Raw genomic sequence first — 23512 nt, forward strand, 5'->3', positions numbered from 1 at the left:
TTCTCAATAAACGTTTCAATAAATCTTTCAGATGGGGAGTTGGTAAGAATAGGCTTGATGAGTAATCCTTCCGAGGTTTCCTCTGCTATAAAAGAATGGGTATCATATTGTTCTCTCCGTTTCTTGGGGAGCGTGATCTGTCACGAATTAAACATTTTCAAAGGAAAATTCATTATTTTAATGAAATAATATAAATTCATTGTTTAGATTAATTAAACAAGAGAGTATTGCAAGAGGAAACAAAAATAAAATGTGAAATACATCTAGGAACTTTTGACTTCAATGTAGCAATTCAAAAAAAAGAGAATTAGCTTCCTATGATAAATTTTATTGGGTTCAATCTATATATTGGTAAATCTATAAAATCACTATCATAAGGCTCCCATTGCGGATATTTATCTTTATTTACAATATTATCAGCCAATTCTATAAAGCCCTCGGATAAATTAGATCCTTTATCTTGAAGCATCATTGCAGTGTGTTTTGCTTGTCGTTGTAGGCTAGGATGCCCCATCGCAACAATAAGATGCTCCCCATATTCCTTATCAGCTCCATACTGTTGGGAAATTTTTCTCAATTCAATATTCCAGCATAGCATAATATGCTTGCATAAAGTTTCAATTTCTTCAGGAAAATCCAAATGACTTCCCAATACACTGTACAATATTCTCCGATCATACATTTTCCAGTTTTCAATTATTTTTTTTGTTTCATTTTTCCAAGAAATACTATGATGAAAACTTAATTTTAACAATAGTAAATAATAAGGATTGGACTTTAAACAACGTGCAACATTGAAATCATCAATTATTTTTTTGATGGTAAATTCAACTTCATCGGGCAAAGAATCATTCCTTTCAAAACACATTAGACAACGAGAAAGTAGATCATCATGATAATTTTCATTATAACCGTGCGGAAAAAAATCTTTTGAAAATCTAAAACCACTATATATCCAATATTTCAATTGGAATGATGCCATTATCGGATCTTTTGTGATCTTCAGATATCGGCTTATCAAGTCTGTACCGGAAGTATGTTCTATCGACTCCCTAAAAATATTTTTCAATCTATCCCGTAAATTTTCATCACCAATATAATAGTGATCTAAAACGATGGAATAAAGTCGGTATGTATTTGTTGAAAGAGGTAATGCGGAAACATTTTCTATAAATTCTATTTTGAGAGCCGTCTTTGAAGTGGTTTTTAAACAATATTTTAAGATTTCATAGCTCGTTGCTTGGTAGTTCTTCTTTTTTAAAATGTTTTTGATTGTATTCTGTCGCTCTTCGCCTTCCAAGGCTTCCATCATACTTATCACAATAAAACTCTCACATTCTTCCCAATTGGCTTCCTTGAAAAATTTCTGAGCAAATTTCTGTTTGAGGTCATCATTTATAAAGCTCAGACACTCATGCAAAATAACGTTGGGAGTTTTTGAGAATCTGCTGTTAAAGATCGTATTGATGAATTTTTTCCGCACATTGGATGATGCGAGCTTCATACTAAGGTACGTGATGTCCGTATAAAATCTGGCGCAATTTACAATCTTTAAAATTTTATCTGCAAATGGCTGAAGCTCTTCCTTATTAATTCCTCCTATATCTAATAAGATCGACCATAATATACGCGGATGTACGTTTTTCCAATTCTCATCTTTTATTACATCCCCCACAGCAGATCTCACAGCACTCTCATTGTAAAAATCAGAAACAATATAATTGATTAAATTTTGATCAATTCTTATGAAATTTTCTAAACTACAAATTTTATCGAGCCAAAATTCTCGTACTGATTCTGTACACAATACCTTTCGCCAAAAGACTTTAGTATAAATCTCATTTTCCCACAACAGTTCGGCATAATGATTCAATTGTTTTTCATTATCTTGAATCAGTGACAATAATTGATGAATATAAGACGGATGATTATTTTTCTGACGAATCAGTTTATTTATATAATGTAATTTTCGATCATTATCCAATAAAAGTATGCAATATTCAAAACTTGACCATTCTCCGTCATCATCCTGGATCATGTCCATCCTTTTTCTAATTAGTGATGATAAAAATTCTGAAGCCGAATCATTATCTCCATAATCTGTAACAACATTTAGTAATTGGATCTTTATCGCGCCTCCAAATTCTTGCCAGTCAGGATAACTAATCTTGCTAAACCCATCTTCTGCTAATATTGGGCTGTTAAATTCAATAAATCCTTTTTCATCTTTAGAAAGATATTCTTTAATTATGTTCAAGACTTTACTTTCGCCACTTTCCCATTGGCTCAAAAATTCAAGATTATTTTTATCCTCTGTTTTTGCACTGAAATGATCTGCAATATGTAAAAATGTTTCATAAGAAATGGATATTTTGCTGTCTGCACAGATATTTCCGAAATAAAATAGAGCCTTTCCCAGTCCGACACTATTTTCGGCTATAAATTTTAATTGATCTTCTATTATATTTTGAAATATCTGTCGGGGTTCGGAAAGGTTTAAAGTTTTGTTATTAAAATCCTTCTGGTCAATACTGGCCAAAATGAAAAGCATTAAGAACAGAGAGGATTGGTCACTTTTATGTTTTTCTAATAACCTTTCTGAAGCTCTTTTCCAGTCGGGATGTTTTTCAACAATTTTTTCAATGATCTGCTCGTTTTCGGCAGGTAACAACTCTAATTCAAAATCGTTATTCCGATAACGTCTGTATGGTTTACCCTGAGTACTTTTATCTCCTATAACAATTCTTATATTGTTAATTTTCAGAGTACCCTCAAGAATCCCATCACTAAGCTCAGAATCGTTTTTTATTAGATGTTCCCAATCTTCAATAATAACCAAAAATCTTGCATTTTGATTTTTTTTAGCTTCTTCCTGAATTATGGCAAGTCCTTCTTCCATAAATTTTTTAGCTTCTTCCACCCAAATTATATGAATCAATTCCTGCTGAAGGTCGATGGCCAGTCTTTTGAGAAGAATACTTTTCCCACTGCCGGATGATCCGAAAACAATTGCGGTAACCTTTCCTACAACATTTTCATTAAAGCTGTTGGTAATCGTTTCTCTAAATTTTTTATAACCCTGTCTCATTACGTCAAAATCATTAATGACAGCAAACCATGGACAATCACCTTGTTTCGAACTGTAAAATTCAGGTTTGGTAAATGACTTACCAAACCTTATTGATTGAAGAAACTCTGTATTGATTATTTTAGCTCCCGGAATCAGGAACTTTTCTACCTTTTCTCCTGATAAATAAGGAATGTCCCCTTCTGTAGATGAGTATATCATTTCCACAAAAGCCTCTTCCATTTTCATGGTGTTTTTCAAAAAATCTCTCGTAATTCTGAATAATTCTTTATAACCCCCAAAATAAAAGCTATAAATAGCTATTGCTTGCCTATTCTTTAACTTGGGCAAACCATCTTTACGATGATCTGCTATTCTTTCTGCCGTATAGGCCAGATTATCAATCTTTTTCTCTTTCCCCCTAGACTTTGCCCCTGTCAAATATTGCTTTAATGGTGTATACTGTATTTTTTTTAAGAGAGCCAGCTGATAATGGTCTTTGTACCCTTTATAGTCATATGATTTCTCATAACAATCTTTCAATAATTTCAGGTTATACAACATAAAATCGGCCACCGATTGTATTTTATCTTCCGGCATGTCTTTAACAAGCTTATTGAGTTCGGCTAAAGTTTTCTCCATAAATTATTCATATCATTTGTAATAGATAAATATACTAAATTATGATTTTGCAAAAAAACAGGAATTACGATAATGTATCGTAGTTCCTGTCTCGTTAGTATTAATTTCTTACTTTTTCTCTTTACCCAATGCAGGATCAACTTCTAATAGAAATGATAAAAGGCCATCTTCCATAAATTTTTCTTTTTTGGCAAAAGGATGTGAGATGTATGGGCTGTCTAATCATTCTTGATAAGTGATTTTTGAAGCAAATCCTTTGTCATTAAACTTATATGGAAGCCATATATCTGTACCCGTTAAAGCACAGAGGCATCCTATAATATCCTCCACCTGTTCTTTATTTTTCGGATCATCCAAAAAATCCACATCTATCAATACATCCCGTCACAATTGGTTGGCAATAGTTTGCAAAATTTTGAAATGAAACGAATTGCTTTCTGCGAGCGATTCAAATGCTTTGGCATCCGACTTTTTCAGAATTTCTGAGAAGATTGGATTTTTCTTCAGGTTGGCAAACGATTTTCCTTTGGTAAAATCTTCGGGATCATTGTTCAGATCTTTCATTGTGAATGTATGGTCAATGATGGGATTGTCCATCGGTGTAAAAGTAATTCCGTTGATGTTATGAATTGTAATTCCGTATTTATTAATTCTGTTGCTGTAATTAAGTCACACCATTTTATGGAGTAATTCTCTTTTGGAATCCTCATTGTCGATATAATCTAACAGACTGTCTACCACAAATCCATGAACATTGGTATATATTCATTCATTGTGACCATCAGTATCTTGTCCTTTGATGCGGGATCTTACATAGTCCCTGATCTTGTATAATCCTAAATACTTGCCTTCATTGTATATAACGTGATTCTCATGTTTCATGTTTAAACCTTTCGGATTAGAATAAGGGTTTGGTTTAGCTACCGATTGTACCCGTGCCGGAAATTGTCATTGATATCTTTTAATGAGTCCATCGAAAAAACTGTTGTTTTCCTGCATAAATTCCAGAAAGTCCTTTCATTCCTGTGGGGTAAGTGTCTCTGTTTCATCGTCAATTTTACCTATAATCTTTCTTATGTACTGCTCTTTAAATTTACTATTAGGAGCAAGATGATCCAGGATCTTTTTTCAAAAATCACTTTGCAAAGCCTCGTAAGGTTGGGTAATAGCACATTGCTTGATCTCGGTATCAAGGTTAATATTGGCTGCCAGTGTCTTGGACATATTGGTTGTAACATTAAATAAAATAACTGATCACAACAATTCTAATCATTTTTATGATTTTGTCAATAAAATGAGTAGAATTTACGGTCTGTTGTTTTTAAATTTCTAAGGAAATTATTAGAATTTCAAGTTTTAGCGTATATCGGTGTTCTCTTTTTCAAAAAAAGCATAGTAAAAGTCAATTTTCCATCAAGATCTTTCAACCTGATTATCAATAAGTTAAAATAAGTCAGTTGGCTTGTTGTGACGATAGTTAAAAAAATACATTTATTTATCTCAAAATCAATACTTTACCTAAACATATTTCCGGCATATTTCCTAAGAATCTGTCATATTTCCTGAAAATTCCTCTATTCCTGTCATATTTCTGACATATTTCCGAAAATAAAAAAACACAATTAACTGATTTACAGATACTTAAATTTATTTTTATCACTTTTTCCTCTTACATTTGTAACAGAAAACAACAGCGAAAAAGCTCTTATATGAATCAGTTGTTTCAAGTGATCCAAAATCACCACAACTCCTTCGCCCTCATATAATTTCTCCCGATTCTAAAGGTTTTGAGGGCTTTCTTTTAAAATTAACATTTAAATAAATATAATTATTATGAACACAACTCCATTACCACAAGGTTCAACCGAAGCACCATTCTCATTCTGGTATTATCTATGCGGAAGACAAAGCGACCTGAAGCTACCGCCCAACGAGCATATTGCACTTACAACGACAGGCATCGTCAGCTTGATGGTTGCAGTTTCCTATGCTCTATTCTGCTTTATCTTCATGGATAAATGCATCGAAAATTCCACAACTCTTTTACAGGGATTTATGTTCTTAGTTATTTTGGTTTTCATCTTGTACTTTAACAGAAGTCTGTTTGTCTACATTCAAAAACGAAATAGAACCACCAAGTGGATAGCGATAAGCTCTTACTTGCTATTGTACACACTGATTTCGGTGTTGGCTGGTTATCTTTTTCTGTTTTTTTATCTCGAAACGGAAATAACTGCGCGGTTAGCCAAAACTTCATCATCTCTCAGACAAGCCGAATCTCTGCAAATTGTTTTAGCTTCTCTTACCAATGAGCAGAAATACAGTGTGGAATCGTTCCGTTGGATCATAGGCAGTGTATTCTTTGTATGGAGCTCACTCCCGCTTCTCAATATGCTCTTCTTCATCAGAAATTCCAACGTAATGATCTACGACCAGAACCTTCAATTGCTTCAGGAATTAAAATTCCGACTCCTGAAACAGAAGGAAAAATACGCTTTGTTAGGTGAAAATTTAGTAACACAACAAGATGGTTTGTTTGCAGATGAGGAGCAAAGTCCTGAGTTAATACAGCAGCAAAAGCAAGATATATTAATGCAGATACAACATTTGGAGGAATCTATCAATCTCCTTTAATTCTACAATTCTAGTTACACAGTAATTAAGTTATCCCATTTCATAATACCCATTTATTTCTAATTACTAACTCCTAATCCCTACTATTATGTTTTCAAAATTTACACAAAAATTAAGCTTTTTATTTTCTTTCCTTAAGAAAAAAGACGTTCTCGATATCTTGGAAGAACACATTGATGAAAAACTCCAGCTTGAATCCAAAGATTTCTTTGCGCTATCTTATTTATCTAAAAACAAAGTATTTACCAAGGAGTCTATTCTTTCATACTACCATTCCAATAAGTTTTCAATCATTGATGATCTCCATCATATTCGTGGAAAGTACCTGCATAAATGGGCGGAGCTTCGAAATACAAAGTTCCAATACACTTTATTAACAGCTCTTCCAAAAGATCGAAACCTTAAAAAATTTGAGGAACGCGAAAAATTCGAAGAAAAAGTAGAAACCCAAAATTCCTATGCTCAAAATGGAATGCAGTATATCCACGGCAATCTAGCTCAGGAGCATATTTTGAGCAGTGAAAACAATCTATTCCTGTCGAAAGCAGAACACCTCAAGGCTGAAAACTACTTTACTTCTATCGAAAATGCTTCCATCGGTCTGCAAATCGAAACGGCTCGAAATGAAGATATTTATGAACGAATGTATGAAAATCCTACGGAAACTTGGAGCCGTTATTCTGATCAAAATAGATCCAATGCAGATGTGGGTTCTAAAAATTCCGATAGTTCGAATAGTTCGCAGACGGTTCATGGCGTTGGTAATGCAAAGGGTTCGCACTCAATTGAATATCCCGAATTTCCGGAGCAAACCTCAGTTCCCAAACATAGTTTTGACCATGGTGATGTAAATACTTTTGTATACACACCACAAAATGCCAAACGTCCTATTGATGCCTCGGCATTTGATTCTCCGTTGGAATTTAAAAACTACGAAGATGAAGAAAGAAATATTCCCGGTTATTTACTGGAAGAATATGAACTCTTAAAATCGATTCACTCTTACGGAACTGCTTATTGCGATGCACATTGTTTTCCAAGAGAAGCACCTGAAACTGATATAACCTTGCCTCAGAATGCCAAAACCGCCACACACATCCCAAATGTGAAAGGCAATATTTTAAGTGGCGTTTCTTTAAAAACTGCACTAGCTTTTTTGATAGCAAGTTTACTGGGGATTGCTGTAGAATTCTTTGTTTTTCAATCGATCTTAACCAATTCTTTTATGCTAACAAAAGAAAAAGCAATGGTTTCGGGCGGAATTGCGGTTGCACTCAGTGAGACGATGAGCTTCTTATTTTTTGGCCAAATCAAAAGTTTTGTATTGATGGATAATGTATTAAGTTGGAAGAATCTTCCCAAATCACGGGTGTTCTATTTTCTGATAACGGCAATTTTGGTGTACACGGCATCGTTGGGAAGCGTTTATTTTTTCCACATCCAGCATAAAAAGGATGTCAGCGATTATGTGATGCTTCAATCTGAAAGACAAAGCAATATTGCTGAAGCGGAATTAAGTGAAACTCCAACAGATACTGCTGTTTATTCTGAAGCGGGCAACAAAAAACATCAGGAAGCTGAAGAAAAGGCATTAAAGGAAGAATGGTTTGTAACGGCTCTGAAAGCAATTTCAATTGGTTTAAGTTCTAGCTTGATGCTGTTGGTCAATGCAGTTCTTTTGATTATTACCATGCTGTTCTTCAATTCCTACTTTCTACAACTTAGGATTCGCAAACTTTCTGGATCTCTCGCATTGCTGGAATCGAATTTCAACAGCCGTCAGGACAGGCTGTTTTACCTAAGAACAAAAGGAAGGTACATTATCAGCTTAATTGGTCAGAAGCTCTTTATACAGTCTATCAAAGCACGTGGTTCCTACTCTTATTCAAAGACAAGAAAAAATAAAACTTCTTTCGATATGCCGTTTCCGTTGAATGGAAATGGTTCCAAGGTCCAGTTGTAAACTGTTGTACTCATTTCTTATAAACAATCAACATTTCTATTCACAAATATTATTTAACCCTAATTTTTTTTACAATGAAAACAATCCTATTATTTATCACCGTTTTATGCATCAATATTTCATGCAGTAACCCTCAAAAAAAGGCAAATTCAAAAGAACCAGAAAAAAAACTGTTGGTCTTTATCAATGACAAAAGTCAAAGCGTTCACGTCAATGGTGCTTCTGTAGATAAGCAGACGCTTTGGATCAAACGTTTCCTGCACGAGCATCAAGCTCCGAATACTGATATTTGGATCTCTACAATTGGCAGTCATTCCGCCAATCCTGCCAATGGTCATACCATCAAATGGAAGAATAAATTTTCTGATAATTCTAATCCCAGCGAAAATAACGGTTTTGAATCTGACGAGGATAAAATGCTTAGAGAAGTAACTGAGCGTAATAACTACCAAAAAGTGTTTAAAGCCAGGCAGAAAGAACTTCTTTACCATTTGTTTGAAAAGCCTGAAAAAATTAGCGGACAGACCGCTATTCTGGAACTATTGCCGGCTTTGGCTGCCAAAGTTAACAATTATAACGGAGGAGCCGATATCATAGTAATAAGCGATATGGTTCAAGAAAGTAGTTACCAAAATATGACCCGTGGGAAATTTCCTTTTCCAGACAGAAGTTATGCGGAGGAGCAAGCCGTCAAAGATTGGGAAAAGCTGCAGAAGGATCTGAAATGTTCTTCCAATGATCTTGCTTTCGTTAAATCGATTACTATTTTAGTGCCCGAAGCAGCAGAGGAAGCCTTTTTGGTCAATGCAGATGCTTACTGGAATTACTTGTTCAAACAGATGGGTTTTGAAGGTAAGGCTGAGTGGTCGAAGCCATAATATTTCTAACCACAGGAGGCAGAGTGCCTGCCTCCTTTTATTTAAAACTTTTTGATCATGGATTATAATTTCGACAATAAAAAATTTCCGCCACAGGTCTTTGTAATTGACTCAATCTCATTCTACAAATTGCTGAAGCAGGCTACCGAAAAACTGCTTAGTGAGCAGAAAGAAAAAAAAGAATGGTTAACAGCTTCCGAATGTATGGCAAAGTTGAATATTAGAAGAACGACACTCTCTAAACTACGTCAAACCGGGGCTATTTCTTATTCGAAATTTGGCCGTAAGATCCTTTACAATGCAAAATCTCTGGAGCTCTATCTTCAAGAAAATCAGCTTGAAAGGTTCTAAATTTAGATTTCTTTATTTGAGCTTCTTCGGGATTCTATTTCCAAAGCTCTCCCACTCTATTATTTTCAATATAGGTTCACAACTTTCAATTCAGTTACAGGATTTTACACGTCTTTTCTTAGGACATTCTGTATCAACCCATTTCGGGCAATCTATGCCGAAACCAATACTTTAAACTTAACAAAATCAAATTTTATTACAATGAAAAATTTATTTCAAAAAGAATTTCTGAATTCTTTATTAGACAACCACGAGTTTGCATATAATAAATACCGCAGAGAAGAGCTTATTAGTAATTTTTCGAGACTTAAAAATGATGTCCCTTTCAGTCCCAGACTCAATGAGTGGTTAACAGGTTTTTACGAAAAAAATAGAGAAGTTTTTGTTTTTACGGATTTTGATGATTTCGACAGTAGTAATATCAAACAAACGTTACAAAATCACATAAAAAGATTTAAGGATACTGGAAAAATTCATGTGTGGACCGGAAAAAGTGACAATACTATTTTTGGAACAGCAAGGCAGAACCATTTTTTTAGAGCATGGCATGAATATGTGCATATCACAAGAGCTCTAAATTTCGATTTTGTTGGAGAAAGCCTGGTTTGTGCATTCCAATGTAATATGCTGCCTAATTCATGGAGCCTGGAACGCGAAATTGTCTACATAGAGATTGTTGCCCAAAATCAGTTCTACTCGATCAATAAAAAATTCGTGGATAATCAACGACACTTTTGCATCAGTTATATGATAGATCCTGAGAAAGCTCTTACAAAACGATAAGAACAGATTCTCAGTGTTCTATCGGTAATAATTTTTGATAGAATATCTCCTTTAAGACAATTTGAAACTTTAAATTGGATTGATTATCCCTAAATTAATTAATCTATATCTCATTGATTCTTCGCTAACCAAGAATCTAGATGACAATTTGAAAACTATACTATCAATATCTTCAGTATCATTAATTTTCTCCAACTCTCTTTCAAGTAAAGGAACTGGCATTAGCAATGCGGCTGCAAAAGCATTTGCTTCCCTTTCCTGCTTCAGTTCTCCGGATGAAGATTTTTCATTACGAAAGAATTTAGAGTTATTATCTATGAAAAATTTTTGATCACTTTGTAAATGAAGCTGAAAATGCCCGAATTCATGGGCAATAGTAAATCGCTTTCTGTTTTCAGAATGGTTTTTATTATATCCTATCATTTTTATTTTTTTGTCGTTGACAAGAAAAAAACCTGACAAATTGTCTTCTGCGTCAATTGGCTCAACTTCTATGTCATAATACTGACAAATTTTCTCAATATTGACCGGAGCCTCAGAAATATTATTTTTCTCAATAATATTATTTACGATTCTTTCAATATCGTGGTAAATCATAATTTACTTTTGTTTATAACGGATAATAGGCTATTAATAGTATTTTCGTCTGTTATTCCTTTCTGAATGAAGATTTTTTTTAAGTCTTCTTCTTCAGTTTTTCTTTTATTTTGAACGTCAAAAACCGATGGCAGTATTTTCTCTAAAGGAATGTTAAATTTTTCTGCTATAGTGTAGATGTGATGCAAGAAGATGGGGTGTCTCCCATTTTCTATATTAGAAACAGATGTCCTGCTTAGCTTTAAAACATCAGCCAATTCTTGCTGGCTGATATTATATTCTTTCCTTATATCTTGTATTCGTTGGCCTACAATGGGATATAATGCTTCTTTCAAAGTAGTCTCATTTTCTATACAAAGGTACTAATGTTTATTTAATTTCACAACGTTTACCACATAAACATTACGGTTTTTCGTAAAACATATTTGGCATACTGTTTGTGAAAATTGATTCAATAAATTTTAAAAGTATGAATGAATTTAATTATTTTATTTCAGGTGTATGGAAAGATTCAGAAAGAATCACACACGTTATGTTACACAAAAAACAACCAGATGGCAGTCTTAATTGTGGTATAAAAGCTTCGGAAAAACATGTTGTCGGACTTCTCAAGAAAGGGGAAAGAGCCTGTACCATCACTTGGCAATATCCGGGATGGTTTATTGGAGCTGAAGTAGATTATGTAGAATCTGGCAACAATGAATTTTTAAGAACAGACCGAAATGACACGGCCGTAGATAATTTAGACAATTTAATTTCAATGAAAAGCATACACTATGGACAAAAGTAAACATTTAGAATCCGCAATTAAGACACACCAAATTACAAGAGAGGAGTCTTTATTACAAAAATTCAAAGACAGGAATAAAGAAGTAAAAGAAGCTTTGGAAAGATATTATGGAGATAAAATATACTCTCCTTTCAATTCTGGTTCTTATGCAAAAAACACAGCCGTCAATACAAAGTTTGACTTTGATCTGGTTTCTCCTTTCAAGAGAAATGCATTCGGGTCAAATGGTACTCTAAAAGAAATGTATGAAGATGTGCATAATTTCTTACAGGATGAGTTTGGCAATTCAGCCTATATAAAAAAGCAGAAAGTAAGTATTGGAATTGAATTTTATTCTGATTCTGACGGAGATGTCATAAAGATAGATGTAGTCCCCGGAAGAGAATTCAATCAGGATCAATATAAAGATGATCAAAATCTGAATTTATATGTTTATTCCAGCTATGGTCTTTTCTCCGCAGGCAGTGATCGCTTAAAAACAAATATTGAAGCACAAAAGAGCCACGTTAACGACAGAGCCACCAATGAAAAAGAAAAGATCAGAAAGATCATCAGGCTGCTGAAAATTTGGAAAATAGAGCACGGTAAAAAATACAAATCGTTCTTCTTGGAACTGTTTGTGATAAAGGCAGTGGAAAAAGTGGACGTAAGCGGAAACCTATGGGAAAAATTAAAAACTGTACTGCAATATATTCGTGATAACGCTACTGTAGAAAGTTTTACTTTGAAAGACCCAGGAAACTCTTCAAATAACTTGATGGACACCCTTGAAGATTTTGAAAGAACAACTTTGAGCAATGAAATGAAAAATATGCTTGAAAGAATAGAAGATAATGATGAAAATATCAAGGTCTATTTTCCTGAAAACGAAAAATTTGTAGAAGAGGAAAGTAATTCATACGGCTCTAAATCCGGCTCGTTATATTCTGTACCTCCTAAAACCAATTTTGGATAATCGTAAAATGGACAAATTAAAGTGTGTTGAAAATTTTATTCAGCAACAGACTGATATAAAAACCCTTAAACCATTTTCATATAATCCCGAATTATTAGGATTTATTGAAGGCTCAATTACTATCGAAATTGAGCCTTCTGTTGTTCTTGATTTCGAAGTATCCATCAACCCACTATACCCATTCCAATTTCAGAATCAAGAATCCATAAGTTTTAAAAATCCCGAATTGTTACCATACGGACACATTATGAAAGATGGCAGTATCTGTATTCATACCACCCATTCTGTTGATCTGGAGGAAAAACTACTATATGATTTTAACTCCCTTCGCCTTTGGATAAAGAAGTATTATATACAAGACTTGGAAGTGGGTGACAGAAAGTATGAGCATATTATGACACCTCTAACTTTATTTGAAAATTGTTATTACTCCCTATGCTTTAATAACGTTCAGAAGGATTTCATAAAAGGAGAATTCGGTCTGATTTCAGTTTCAGAGGTACAACCGGGAATGTATGATGAAAAAACAATAATACGTAATTTTTATCTGCAATCTTTTAACAACATTCATGCAAAAACATTGTATGATGTCAAATGGAATCCAAGAATAAAATCATTGCCTAAGAATAAGGGCATATATGTATATATCGAAGATATTCCAGCTGAGCATGGAAAGTTTACTTTTGAAAAATGGGGACAATTGAGACCTTATTTGAACGAAGGATTTCTGGAAATTCTTAATTATTGGAATCAAAATATCTTCAATAAAGGAGAGATAATTCCATTGATTGTAGGCTATAAAATTCCAAACGGAGAACTTCATTGGGAGGTGATTATTTTGAAAGCAGGAGATTTGCCAACTTATGGTGTTAAGGATTCCAATAAAAATTGGAAAACATCATTGGAGGAAGAAAAAGATATTGCTTGGGGCAAAACCCATAATATTAACTACAATTACTTCTTTGGAAGGGGAAAGCTTAATGATAAAATCACTAACGGCAGAATACTGCTCATTGGTATTGGTGCTGTAGGAAGTATGGTTGCAAATACCTTAGTCAGAGGTGGATGTAAAAATTTGTGTATTGTTGATTTTGATAAAAAATATCCCGAAAACATATGCAGATCAGAGTATACCTTAAGTCCTCTTGTTTGTTCAAAAACGGAAGAACTAAGAGAGCAGTTATATACAATTTCTCCTTATGTTGAAATTCCGGCTTTTGATATGGATTTAAAATTATTACTTCAAAACACGCCTGAAAAGATTCGTGCTTTTGAAGAAATTTTCAATTCCTATGATTTCGTTTTTGACTGCACGACAGACAATGACCTATTGTATCTGATGTCAAAACTCAATTTAAAAAATGATCTCTTAAGTCTTTCCATCTCAAATAAAGCAGCTCAGCTTGTTTGCGCCTGTGAAGGGAATCGATATAAATTTTCGCGTACACAGTTTAATAACGTGCTGGAATATGACATAGATGACCTTCACGATCCGGTTGGCTGTTGGAGTCCAACTTTCAAAGCGTCTTACAATGATATTGCCCTGCTTGTCCAAATTGCATTAAAACATATTAATCTTAAACTGGAAGCTAACAAAACAATAGGCAATTTTGTCATTGAGACTACATTTGAAGACAACCTGAAAATTACAATGAATGAATTCTAAATATTTTTTAAAAGAGAAAAACCTGACGATACAAATAGAAAACAAAATCATTGAAGCAATGCTTTTAGCTGCAAGGAAATATTATCCAAATGAATTTGGAGGTCTTCTTATTGGTTCTTATACCAATGAGAATAAAGATTTAATTATTACGGATATTCTTGCCCCAAAATCGTTTAAATCCAATCCTGTATATTTTGAAAGAGAAACGAAAGATCTTCAGGAAGAGCTAAAAGATTTTTATCATTCTGATCCTTCCAAATATTATGTTGGAGAGTGGCACAGTCATCCCAATGGAGGAACAAAACCAAGTGGCAAAGACATTAAAGCAATGAAACAAATTTCTAACTGTGAAGGAGTTTCTATAAATAAACCTGTGCTGTGTATCATTGGGTATACAAAGCAAAATTTTCAAATACAGTTTCACTTAATTACAAACAATAAAATCTACACTTATGAAAAAATTTAATTTATTATTCATTCTACTCATTCTTCCTGTATTTTTCTTTGCTAAGAAGGACACATTAACATTAGTTGATTTGAATGAAAGAATGTCTGTTTTGGAAAATTATAAAGAAAATATTGATAAAACAGCAAAGATTGATTATGACAACTCTATAAAAGAATTCAAAAAAAATACTGAAGAAACGTCAAAGTCTCTGTTCTGGTTATTTGGAGGATTGACTGTTGCCGCAATTGCAGCACTAGGTGTAAATTTATACAATCACTTTTGGGGATTAAACAAGAAAATCAACGAAAAAATAACTGATAAAATCGAAACAATCATTGAACAGAAAAGAGAAGATATTATTTCTATTATTAAAGATGAAGAATATGAACGAATATTAAAACGAACAAAAAAAATTCTCACCATCAGTTCTTCACAAGAGTCAGAGGAGCAGGTAAAAAATACTTTTTCAAAAATGAATTTTAACAATGTTATATTTAGGGTAAAGGATAATTTCACCACCATTCCCGACAATGACATTATTGTTTTTAACAATATAAATGGAGAACTTGACCAGCAATACATAGATACTATCGTGTCGCAAATCAATGATGAAGAGAAATGTTATATAGGATACACCATAAACAACCTTGCAAGGCACGAACAGTTCAATTTTGCTAATTCCAGATTTACATTGTACCATCAAATCTTGAACACTCTCAAATTTTCTGATCTGAGTAGCGCAATATCATAATTTTCACAAAAAACATATATAAATGATGAATTTAGATTGCAGAGGGGACAAAAACAAAGAAGCAATTGTCCGTGATTATTTGTTAAAACCCCTCATATATTCTACATTGCTAGAGGAGCAACAGAAGTTGGGGTGTTGTGGTAAACTAGAAAGAGAATACTATGTATTCAGGGCTAAGCACAAAAAAAACAATAATGAATTTTCTTTCTTTGTTGGCAAACATTGTGCAGAAAAATTTCTGTTACTTATTGATCATCCAAAATTAAATCTGTTCAATTTATTTATTTCTGAAACAAAGAATGAACACACGCAGAATAGCTCCAGTGATGGAAGTAGTGGTTTGAAAAAAATCCATCCAATCAATAAAGAATTAATTGAAGCAATCCATATATTAACGACATCTTGGAATAGTCCTCCGCCACCCTCTGTAATTAGTATTATTGAGTTTACACATAACAACGAAAGCATTGTTAACAAAAAAGGTATTAAATGGTTCAATGAAAAACTGGTTTATGACAAACAAAAGCGAACGATGACTGAAATATATCTGGATCTAAAGAATACAAATAAGAAAATCCGGAATTTTTCATTTGAAAAACTAAAATCATATTTCTCAGATAATTTTCCAAACGAAACTAACAGGTTCTAAAAATTGATATTCTTGATCAGAAAGATTGTAATAATATAAAAACTTAACTATGTCCGAAAATAGATTTGCCATACTCATTGGTATGAATAATTACGAAGGGAATGAATTACCATACTGCATAAAAGATGTCGAAGATCTGGAAAGCGTTCTCATATCCCATTGCCGTTTTCCTGAAAAGAATATATTCAAAATAACCAGCAGCGACAAACCTGTCAAAGAGCAGATTGATGAGGCTTTTGGTCTGATTGAAAAAGATTTCAAAATAAAAAAAGATCTATTATTCTTTTATTTTTCGGGTCATGGAGATTACGACAGGATCGAGGAAAAATCAAAAATTATTTTTGAGGATGATACCGAATTAACAATAGAGGATATACTTCTCAGATATTTTTATAAAATTAGACCGAAAAATCAATATCTTTTAATAGATGCATGCCATTCCGGAGCGGAAATATATTTTAAAGGAAATACTTCTGAAAAAGAAATAAGGCGGTTAAATTACAACTCTTCAGAATTATGCTTGATGTTTGCCACAGAAAGTAAAAAAAAGGCTATTCAAGGCGAGGATATACAAAACAGCTACTTCACTTATTTCTTATTGGAAGCAATAAGAAAAGATAGTTTGTATGACGAGGATGGCTTTTTAACGATACAAGCTATTGATAATTATCTTAAGAAAAGAGTGTTGGAGAAGAGTGAATTTCTGCAGATTCCTGTAAGTGAATTCAGAAGTTCTGGTTATAAAGTGTTTTCATTTAATGAAGAATTGATCGGTTCTAAAAAAAACATAAATAAAGAGGTCATGGAACAAAAAGAGAATAATAAACCCGTTGATAATTACGAACCATCATTTGAGGAAAGTTTATCTTTTCCACACAGAGAACAAGAACAAGAAAAATATTCTCAAATGATAGATCAAGTTTTGGAAAACTATATTAAGAGAGAGAATTTAGCACAATTTGATATCAAAAAAGAAAATCCATTTTTTGATATGGCGGACGCATACCAACAGAAAATCTACAAAAAGATCATTCAAAAAGCCAGACAGGAAGATCTCGAAGCCATCAATGAGCTATTCGAGGTAGAACAGGTAGAAAAACCAGCACAACCTAGCTGGATTGGAGGATTAAGCCAAATGCTAAATTTTTTACATGAGAATTCCAAGCCTGAGTATAATTATAGAATTTACACAAGTTCTGACCACATCTTTTGTACCGGAATATCTCTTAAAGCAAATTGCGTTCATCAGGTCAGTTGTGGTATTGGCATTTTGTTATATCAGGTAAAATATGGTTTTACCATTGCTTTGGTTGAATATAATTTTGATTGGGGCGGACAGAATGATAATGTTCTTAAGAATGTCAATGTTACATTGAAACCGTTTCCCCTTAACAAAGATAATTCTGAATCGGTTGTTCTATATGTATCCAAAAAGATAGAGAAATTTGACATTTCAATAAAAACCTTGTTTGAAAATCGAAGGAAAGATATTGACGATTTTATTAACAAAACAAATAAATAGTGTGTTGTTTAGGTATTATAAATATTCTAAAATCCTTCAAACCCCAATTGGAAAGCCACATCTTACTTCTTTGCACAATGCAACTTGTGCAAGGTAAAAGGAATTTCTAAATTATTTTATGAACCTAGTGGTTCTTCTAAAATTATTTATCTATATCCAGGAGGTCTTAATTAACTTATGTTAAAATAAAATTTTTAATTTTGTTATTTAACATACCTTTTTAAGCTAAAATTACAAAATACAATGATACAGAACTACTTAAGCGCAAACCTTCTTTCAGTAACCGATGATGGAGACTTCAAAAAGCTCAAAAAATCTGCGGATGAAATTGCTAAAAAATTGGCTAAAAATAAAACCAAAATCGTGTCATACACACTGTCGGCAATTGATCCAGATATATCTGTTGAAAATCCTGATATAGTTGAAGTTAAAGAAGCTATAATAAAAAACTGGAGTACATTTACAAACAATGCAAAAGACACTCCCCTAACGTACATAAGAGCTGTAATTTTTGAAGTTTTGAGTAATCTAAGCGAAGATATAAATCATGCAATGCTTATTTGGTTTGCTAGTCGTAACATTGTACAATATCATAAACTAATTGATAAAGAAAAGGAGATTATTTTTGAATTTCTTTCTAAGTTGGGTAATGATATTAACCAAAAAGCAAACAAGGAATGGACGCTATCAAATGAATCTAATACAAATAAAATTAGCATAGAACTTAAAGAAGTTACTAATTATTTAATTAATAATGATACTCTGAAAAAATATTTGGAAGATGCTTCCGGTCCAACTAATTCAGTAGGAGTTGCAAATTTTGATTCTCCCAATCCGTATTGGTCTAATAGTTCACAAAATTGGTCGTATCAATTTGCCCCACGAGCTACCAAAGGAATAAAAACTGTAGTTGATACATCTTTAAAATCCATTGTTACAGTTGTAAATGAAAATAGAATTAGCATTCAAAATAACTTAAATAAAGTTGTTGAACAGATACAAAAAGATCAAATAATTAGAGGTAAACCTTTACAGATTAGATCCGAACTCTTATGGTGGAAAGAAGCAGCGTATTCTTCTTCCATGGATAAAGGTTATAAAGAAATTGATAAAAGTATTATAGGGGTTTCGCTAGCTTATGATTATGCCTCTTTTATTCCTCCTATCTATCCTAAAAGTGCTGACTATTTTTTGAAAGAAACATATAATAATCTAAAAGGTAGTATTGATAATAAAATTACTTTTGAAGAGTATCTTAAAAACATTCATGAACATTCGGACGAATTAAAAAATATATTGCCAGAAAGTGATATTTTAAATGACAGACCAACATTATTGCTTTTCATTACTGGTTTAATATGGAATAAGTATCAACTAACTCAATTTGAAAATTTAGTAGGAATACCGATAGGCATCCAGCTATCGGAAACCAATATTGTTACTTGGTTATTTCACGATTTTGAGTTGATGAAAATTTTAAACACAAAGTAATATGTCAGGCAAATGTTCAAACCCTGATTGTGTTGCTCCTATCAGTTGTCACGAAGGAAAAGAAAATTATACAAAGTGTGAGTTTTGGAATGATGGAGGGACTCAGCAGGTCAAAAGTAAAAACAGTCAAAAAAAAGAAAGAAAATCTGAGCTACCGTGGTCCGGAGAGGCATTATCTATAGAAGAGTTATCTACAATAACTTTTAGAAATTCTCCAGTGGTAATTGGTATAATAGGAAGAGCCGACGCTGGAAAAACAACCTATTTAGCAATGCTTTTTACATTGTTATTACGTGGCGGAAAACTTAAGGAGTTTAACTTTTGTGGTACGAAAACAATAAAAGCTTGGGATGTACTATATCAAAAATTAAGTATTCAACAAGAAAAAGTTGCATTTCCTGACCCCACTCCTGTTCAGTATATCCGTTTATTACATCTTGCTACTCGAAATCAATCAAAAAAACTAAAAGATATATTTCTTACCGATGTGTCTGGTGAAGTTTTTTCTATTTGGTCAAAAAACAAAAATGACGAAAACGCAGAAAATGCAAGATGGGTTTATAAAAATGCCAATGCTTTCATTTTGTTTATCGATTGTAATGATTTAATAAGTAGAAAGGCACAAGCTAAAACAGATATTTTAGATCTTGCACAAATGTTGAAGCAGGATCTAAAAAATAGACCTGTAATTGCTGTATGGTCAAAAAGCGATAAGAAGGAAAAAGTACATCCTATAATAAGGGAAAAGCTGACAGAAGAGCTGAAAGAACTTTTTGAAGTCTACGAAGAAATAGATATTAGTAATTTTTCCTCTGATGACCCTGATATAAAAGTTCATGAAAACAATATATCAGTATTGGATTGGCTGCTTTTGAGGGTTTTCGAGACAAAGAAATCCGAAATATCAATTGAAGATGGTGAAACTGGAAAAGATATTTTTTTAAATTACAAAAGCATATAATATGGATACTTCTATATTGCTCATCGGAAAACCTCATTCGTCTAAGACGGTTTTTTTATCTCAATTTTATTCCCGATTACAGAAAAATAAGAGTAATCTTAAGCTTTATAAACCCGTTGATGATTTAACTCCAATCTCTGGAGCAAGAGATTCGTTAGCTGCTGGTATAGAGCCTCAGACAACACCTGCGGAAAAAAGCGTAAAATTCCATTTGCCTATACAGTTTGGTGAAAAGCAAGTTGATTTAAGGTGTCCAGAATATGGTGGAGAACAGGTTTTGAGTATTGTAGAAAATCGAGAATTAAATAAAGAATGGATGAACTCTATCAGGGAAAGTAATAGTTGGGTTCTGTTTATCCGATTGAATAACATAAATAAGCCTTTAGATATTAGTGAGGTAACTTTTTCTGAACAACATCAGAAAAAGCAGCAGAACGCAATTCTCGAAACTGATGACAAAATATCTGATCAGAGTTTTTTTATAGAATTATTACAGATTCTTTTACATTCAAAAGGCAATGATTATCATATTCTTAATGATACGCTAAAGTTGACTATTGTTTTAACTTGTTGGGACGAAATGAATGTGCAGGAAAAGCCTTATGATGTGTTAAAATCCAAACTCCCTCTTTTATTGGATTTTGTAGAATCTAATTGGGATAAGAATTATTTAAACATTATAGGTCTTTCTGCTCAGGGATTTGCTTTGGATACTCCTGAAAATAAAGAGAAATATCAAATTGAAGGACCGGAAGAGTTTGGATATTTGGTCTTTTCAGATGGGAATCAAACAAATGACATTACACAGCTAATTGAACAATCATTATTGTGAAAATTGTAATTCATCAATCAATTTGTGGAGAAGTAAATAAGGCATGGGGGTTAATAAAAACGACCATGTCGGATGTGAACCTGGCTAAAAATATAGCATTCAGAACAGATTTACACGAACAAACGGGTGGAGTTGATTGGCAACCGGCAATTAGAGGGTTTTCTGAAGGTAATTATTTTTTAATTATGAAGACTTTTGAAGATATTTCTCCGGATGTACGACGAGGTCGAAAATTTTCCCACGTTTTAATAATTCCTAAAAATGAGATAATACAAATAGACAATATTGAACAGATTATAAATTTACTGCCAAAGGATATAAATAAAGACATAGCTTTAGAAACGATTACATTAGAAATTTCTTCTAAAAAAAATGATGATAGTTTACAGAACAAAATACAGGAAAGATTTAAAAAGCTTATCAATGGTTATATCAATATTAAGAACTATAAAAATGTATTAATATGGATTGGGCAGGATAATTTTAGCATTGCTGTTGTTGAGCTATGGAAACGTCTTAGTTTTTCAGAGCGTCAAAATTTTCAATTTGGTGTTTTTTTCAATAACGATAATAAAGACGCAGATGGTGTAAGTCTTATGGCTGTTCCTGATAGTATCCAAAGTAAATTCATGAAATCGGACTTCTTTGTAATTGGGAAAAATGATAAATACAAACCTACTGAGCTGATAGAACAATTATTAATCGGTGATGATCTGGTGCGGGAACGCATACAAAATTTTGAAAAAACTATTGAATGTAATCCTCTTTCTCGAGAAGACATCAGTTTGGTCGCTAAGGGCATTGAAACATTTGAACAAATCAATATTGCAAAAGATCTTAAAAAGTTAAACACACTTGCACATATTGTGGCTAAATACTCTCCTTCAAATAAGCAAGGTGTGGCTTTTAAATCGCAATTACTAAATAGGATTGTCCAATTAGCAGAAAACATAGACTTTTCTGATTTAATTGTATTAAGAAATTTCAAAACACAGAGCTTTAAAAATTCTGATATAATTTTATCAACTTCCCTGATTGCTTGGCTGAAGAAATATATATTTTCTAAAAATGGTACTGATTACACTAATTTTTTTGAACGAATAAAGATTGATAATCTTAATTGGTGGGACAAGGCAATCATAAAGGAACTTGAAATGTATTTAAATTCTATTCAAGGTCAAAAGGCAACAATTGTTTATAATTGGTTAATGCAAAATCCGTCAATTCTTTCTATAATTGATATTTATATTGATAAATCCAAAGAATCTGAAAAATACTTTATAGAAAAATTACCTAATAAAATTCCTGATACTTTAATTAAAAGTCTGGAAGAATTTTCAAAAAATAACCTCTGGCTAAAATTATATGCCAAACTCTTAGATATACAATATGAGTTTAAAATGGCATTAACTGAATTATTCAAAATTGATAATAATCATATATATTTTGAGGCAATTGATATTATAACAGCCGGAAAAGATCAAAAATTAATCATTAATTACGCTGTTGATACTGGTGAACCTAGAATGATTGAATTATCCGGTAAAATATGCAATACCCATCCAAAATATCTTTCAAAGATTGAAGTTTTGGATGATAATTGGCAAGTAATCTGGTTGGGATCAATTAAGAATGGAAATCTGGTAGAAACAGGTCTTAAGGAACCACAGAAAGAAATTTTTAAATTATTTGATAGTATTGTTAACGGAAATTCTATTTCTGAAGAACTCATTGAGATAATTTCGCAATCCAAATATGGAAATATTCTCCCATATCCAAATAGAACAAATTTATGGAATCAATTATCCTTAAATGTAAGAAATAATTTTTTGACTAAAACATCTGCTGCCCTCCTTCAACAGCTTAGCGAAAACTCAACTACCGAAATTCCGGATGATGCGATTTTAAATAATTATATAAGTAAGACAGGAATTTCTGACTTCTTGTATTTTAATAGGAATAATATCAAGAGCGTAATTACAATTTTTGAAAAATTCACTCAGCTTTCTGATGAGCAACTTAGAAATTACATCAATAATTTTTCTGGAAAGATCAATGCAATTGAAGCAACTCAACTTGGAAAACTGGTTATTAGAAGGAATTTTACAAATTCAGCCTATACAATAAATAGCAAAGCAACTAAAAACAATAACTGGAAATATGCCTTAATAGAATGCCATTATCTTTTAGATTTCATTACACGAGGTTTTCTTGCTATTTCAGGTGTTATTTCGAAGGTATCTATCCCAACAGACGAATGGTGGCAAAGTGTAGAAGAGTTAATCGTAGAGTTATATCCTAATACATCATTAACCACCATTTGGAAAAAGGCTGGAGGGAAAGAAGCTGATTTGATTATGAACACTTCTGCTGCCAATACTTGGAGCGACGTACTTTATAAATTACGGAGAAATCATTTTAAGAATTTAACAATGAATGATTTACTTAAAGAAATAAAGAAACAGTATGGCGATAATCCAAAATTTAAGCTTATTTATGATTTAAGAAAAAACTATATAAAAACCTAAAACT

Annotated in this window: 20 protein-coding genes; 16 read left to right on the forward strand and 4 right to left on the reverse strand. The window is 32.6% G+C overall.

Annotated elements, in window-relative coordinates; translation table 11 throughout:
• Positions 1-307: 307 nt before the first annotated feature.
• The gene (locus QWT87_RS11470; protein WP_302716192.1) at positions 308-3709 is read right to left on the reverse strand and encodes a P-loop NTPase; all 3402 of its coding nucleotides are present in this window, start codon (positions 3707-3709) and stop codon (positions 308-310) included.
• 384 nt (positions 3710-4093) lie between these two features.
• A complete protein-coding gene (locus QWT87_RS11475) occupies positions 4094-4306 on the reverse strand; it encodes a hypothetical protein (protein ID WP_302716193.1) in 213 nt (70 codons plus the stop codon).
• Between the two features lie 1236 nt (positions 4307-5542).
• Between QWT87_RS11475 and QWT87_RS11480 the strand changes: the two genes are divergently transcribed.
• From QWT87_RS11480 to QWT87_RS11500, 5 genes are all read left to right on the forward strand, one after another.
• Positions 5543-6343, forward strand: a complete 801-nt coding sequence (locus tag QWT87_RS11480) for a hypothetical protein (protein WP_302716194.1) — start codon at positions 5543-5545, stop codon at positions 6341-6343.
• An 88-nt stretch (positions 6344-6431) separates the two neighbouring features.
• Entirely contained in the window at positions 6432-8306 is a 1875-nt protein-coding gene (locus QWT87_RS11485) for a hypothetical protein (RefSeq protein ID WP_302716195.1), read from the forward strand.
• Positions 8307-8380: 74 nt separating this feature from the next.
• On the forward strand, positions 8381-9184 hold the full coding sequence (locus tag QWT87_RS11490) for a hypothetical protein (protein ID WP_302716196.1): 804 nt from the start codon (positions 8381-8383) through the stop codon (positions 9182-9184).
• A gap of 57 nt (positions 9185-9241) precedes the next feature.
• Positions 9242-9535, forward strand: a complete 294-nt coding sequence (locus tag QWT87_RS11495; protein WP_302716197.1) for a helix-turn-helix domain-containing protein — start codon at positions 9242-9244, stop codon at positions 9533-9535.
• 201 nt (positions 9536-9736) lie between these two features.
• A complete protein-coding gene (locus QWT87_RS11500) occupies positions 9737-10318 on the forward strand; it encodes a hypothetical protein (protein WP_302716198.1) in 582 nt (193 codons plus the stop codon).
• Positions 10319-10387: 69 nt separating this feature from the next.
• Here the strand turns inward: QWT87_RS11500 and QWT87_RS11505 are convergent, their stop codons facing one another.
• Positions 10388-10915 (reverse strand): ImmA/IrrE family metallo-endopeptidase, encoded by a 528-nt coding sequence (locus QWT87_RS11505; protein ID WP_302716199.1) that lies wholly within the window; start codon positions 10913-10915, stop codon positions 10388-10390.
• Positions 10912-11250 (reverse strand): helix-turn-helix domain-containing protein, encoded by a 339-nt coding sequence (locus QWT87_RS11510; protein WP_302716200.1) that lies wholly within the window; start codon positions 11248-11250, stop codon positions 10912-10914. Before QWT87_RS11510 ends, QWT87_RS11505 begins: the two co-directional genes overlap by 4 nt.
• A gap of 134 nt (positions 11251-11384) precedes the next feature.
• Here QWT87_RS11510 and QWT87_RS11515 point away from each other — a divergent pair, with 134 nt between their 5' ends.
• The 11 genes from QWT87_RS11515 (at position 11385) to QWT87_RS11565 (ending at position 23508) form a co-directional block, all read left to right on the forward strand.
• Positions 11385-11705, forward strand: a complete 321-nt coding sequence (locus QWT87_RS11515) for a DUF3892 domain-containing protein (protein ID WP_302716201.1) — start codon at positions 11385-11387, stop codon at positions 11703-11705.
• Positions 11692-12660, forward strand: a complete 969-nt coding sequence (locus QWT87_RS11520) for a nucleotidyltransferase family protein (protein WP_302716202.1) — start codon at positions 11692-11694, stop codon at positions 12658-12660. The genes QWT87_RS11515 and QWT87_RS11520 overlap by 14 nt, the downstream gene beginning before the upstream one ends.
• Before the next feature lie 7 nt (positions 12661-12667).
• Positions 12668-14326, forward strand: a complete 1659-nt coding sequence (locus tag QWT87_RS11525; protein WP_302716203.1) for a ThiF family adenylyltransferase — start codon at positions 12668-12670, stop codon at positions 14324-14326.
• A complete protein-coding gene (locus tag QWT87_RS11530) occupies positions 14316-14792 on the forward strand; it encodes a Mov34/MPN/PAD-1 family protein (protein WP_302716204.1) in 477 nt (158 codons plus the stop codon). Before QWT87_RS11525 ends, QWT87_RS11530 begins: the two co-directional genes overlap by 11 nt.
• Positions 14779-15525, forward strand: coding sequence for an NARF domain-containing protein (locus QWT87_RS11535; protein WP_302716205.1), 747 nt, complete (start codon positions 14779-14781; stop codon positions 15523-15525). The genes QWT87_RS11530 and QWT87_RS11535 overlap by 14 nt, the downstream gene beginning before the upstream one ends.
• Positions 15526-15547: 22 nt before the next feature.
• Complete coding sequence (locus tag QWT87_RS11540; RefSeq protein WP_302716206.1) at positions 15548-16174, forward strand: hypothetical protein; 627 nt, start codon at positions 15548-15550, stop codon at positions 16172-16174.
• Positions 16175-16223: 49 nt separating this feature from the next.
• Entirely contained in the window at positions 16224-17696 is a 1473-nt protein-coding gene (locus QWT87_RS11545) for a caspase family protein (RefSeq protein WP_302716207.1), read from the forward strand.
• A 243-nt stretch (positions 17697-17939) separates the two neighbouring features.
• The gene (locus tag QWT87_RS11550; RefSeq protein WP_302716208.1) at positions 17940-19187 is read left to right on the forward strand and encodes a GTPase-associated system all-helical protein GASH; all 1248 of its coding nucleotides are present in this window, start codon (positions 17940-17942) and stop codon (positions 19185-19187) included.
• 1 nt (position 19188) lies between these two features.
• Positions 19189-20148 (forward strand): TRAFAC clade GTPase domain-containing protein, encoded by a 960-nt coding sequence (locus QWT87_RS11555; protein WP_302716209.1) that lies wholly within the window; start codon positions 19189-19191, stop codon positions 20146-20148.
• 1 nt (position 20149) lies between these two features.
• The gene (locus QWT87_RS11560; RefSeq protein WP_302716211.1) at positions 20150-20980 is read left to right on the forward strand and encodes a TRAFAC clade GTPase domain-containing protein; all 831 of its coding nucleotides are present in this window, start codon (positions 20150-20152) and stop codon (positions 20978-20980) included.
• Positions 20977-23508 (forward strand): GAP1-N1 domain-containing protein, encoded by a 2532-nt coding sequence (locus QWT87_RS11565; RefSeq protein ID WP_302716212.1) that lies wholly within the window; start codon positions 20977-20979, stop codon positions 23506-23508. The genes QWT87_RS11560 and QWT87_RS11565 overlap by 4 nt, the downstream gene beginning before the upstream one ends.
• Positions 23509-23512 lie beyond the last annotated feature (4 nt).

Source organism: Chryseobacterium urinae (assembly GCF_030518295.1).
Lineage (GTDB): Bacteria > Bacteroidota > Bacteroidia > Flavobacteriales > Weeksellaceae > Chryseobacterium > Chryseobacterium mucoviscidosis.

Bases quoted from the DNA above. Each gene is read 5' to 3' on its own strand.
- QWT87_RS11470 (WP_302716192.1), bottom strand. From the start codon at position 3,709: ATGGAGAAAACTTTAGCCGAACTCAATAAGCTTGTTAAAGACATGCCG.
- QWT87_RS11475 (WP_302716193.1), bottom strand. From the start codon at position 4,306: ATGGACAATCCCATCATTGACCATACATTCACAATGAAAGATCTGAAC.
- QWT87_RS11480 (WP_302716194.1), top strand. From the start codon at position 5,543: ATGAACACAACTCCATTACCACAAGGTTCAACCGAAGCACCATTCTCA.
- QWT87_RS11485 (WP_302716195.1), top strand. From the start codon at position 6,432: ATGTTTTCAAAATTTACACAAAAATTAAGCTTTTTATTTTCTTTCCTT.
- QWT87_RS11490 (WP_302716196.1), top strand. From the start codon at position 8,381: ATGAAAACAATCCTATTATTTATCACCGTTTTATGCATCAATATTTCA.
- QWT87_RS11495 (WP_302716197.1), top strand. From the start codon at position 9,242: ATGGATTATAATTTCGACAATAAAAAATTTCCGCCACAGGTCTTTGTA.
- QWT87_RS11500 (WP_302716198.1), top strand. From the start codon at position 9,737: ATGAAAAATTTATTTCAAAAAGAATTTCTGAATTCTTTATTAGACAAC.
- QWT87_RS11505 (WP_302716199.1), bottom strand. From the start codon at position 10,915: ATGATTTACCACGATATTGAAAGAATCGTAAATAATATTATTGAGAAA.
- QWT87_RS11515 (WP_302716201.1), top strand. From the start codon at position 11,385: ATGAATGAATTTAATTATTTTATTTCAGGTGTATGGAAAGATTCAGAA.
- QWT87_RS11520 (WP_302716202.1), top strand. From the start codon at position 11,692: ATGGACAAAAGTAAACATTTAGAATCCGCAATTAAGACACACCAAATT.
- QWT87_RS11525 (WP_302716203.1), top strand. From the start codon at position 12,668: ATGGACAAATTAAAGTGTGTTGAAAATTTTATTCAGCAACAGACTGAT.
- QWT87_RS11530 (WP_302716204.1), top strand. From the start codon at position 14,316: ATGAATTCTAAATATTTTTTAAAAGAGAAAAACCTGACGATACAAATA.
- QWT87_RS11535 (WP_302716205.1), top strand. From the start codon at position 14,779: ATGAAAAAATTTAATTTATTATTCATTCTACTCATTCTTCCTGTATTT.
- QWT87_RS11540 (WP_302716206.1), top strand. From the start codon at position 15,548: ATGATGAATTTAGATTGCAGAGGGGACAAAAACAAAGAAGCAATTGTC.
- QWT87_RS11545 (WP_302716207.1), top strand. From the start codon at position 16,224: ATGTCCGAAAATAGATTTGCCATACTCATTGGTATGAATAATTACGAA.
- QWT87_RS11550 (WP_302716208.1), top strand. From the start codon at position 17,940: ATGATACAGAACTACTTAAGCGCAAACCTTCTTTCAGTAACCGATGAT.
- QWT87_RS11555 (WP_302716209.1), top strand. From the start codon at position 19,189: ATGTCAGGCAAATGTTCAAACCCTGATTGTGTTGCTCCTATCAGTTGT.
- QWT87_RS11560 (WP_302716211.1), top strand. From the start codon at position 20,150: ATGGATACTTCTATATTGCTCATCGGAAAACCTCATTCGTCTAAGACG.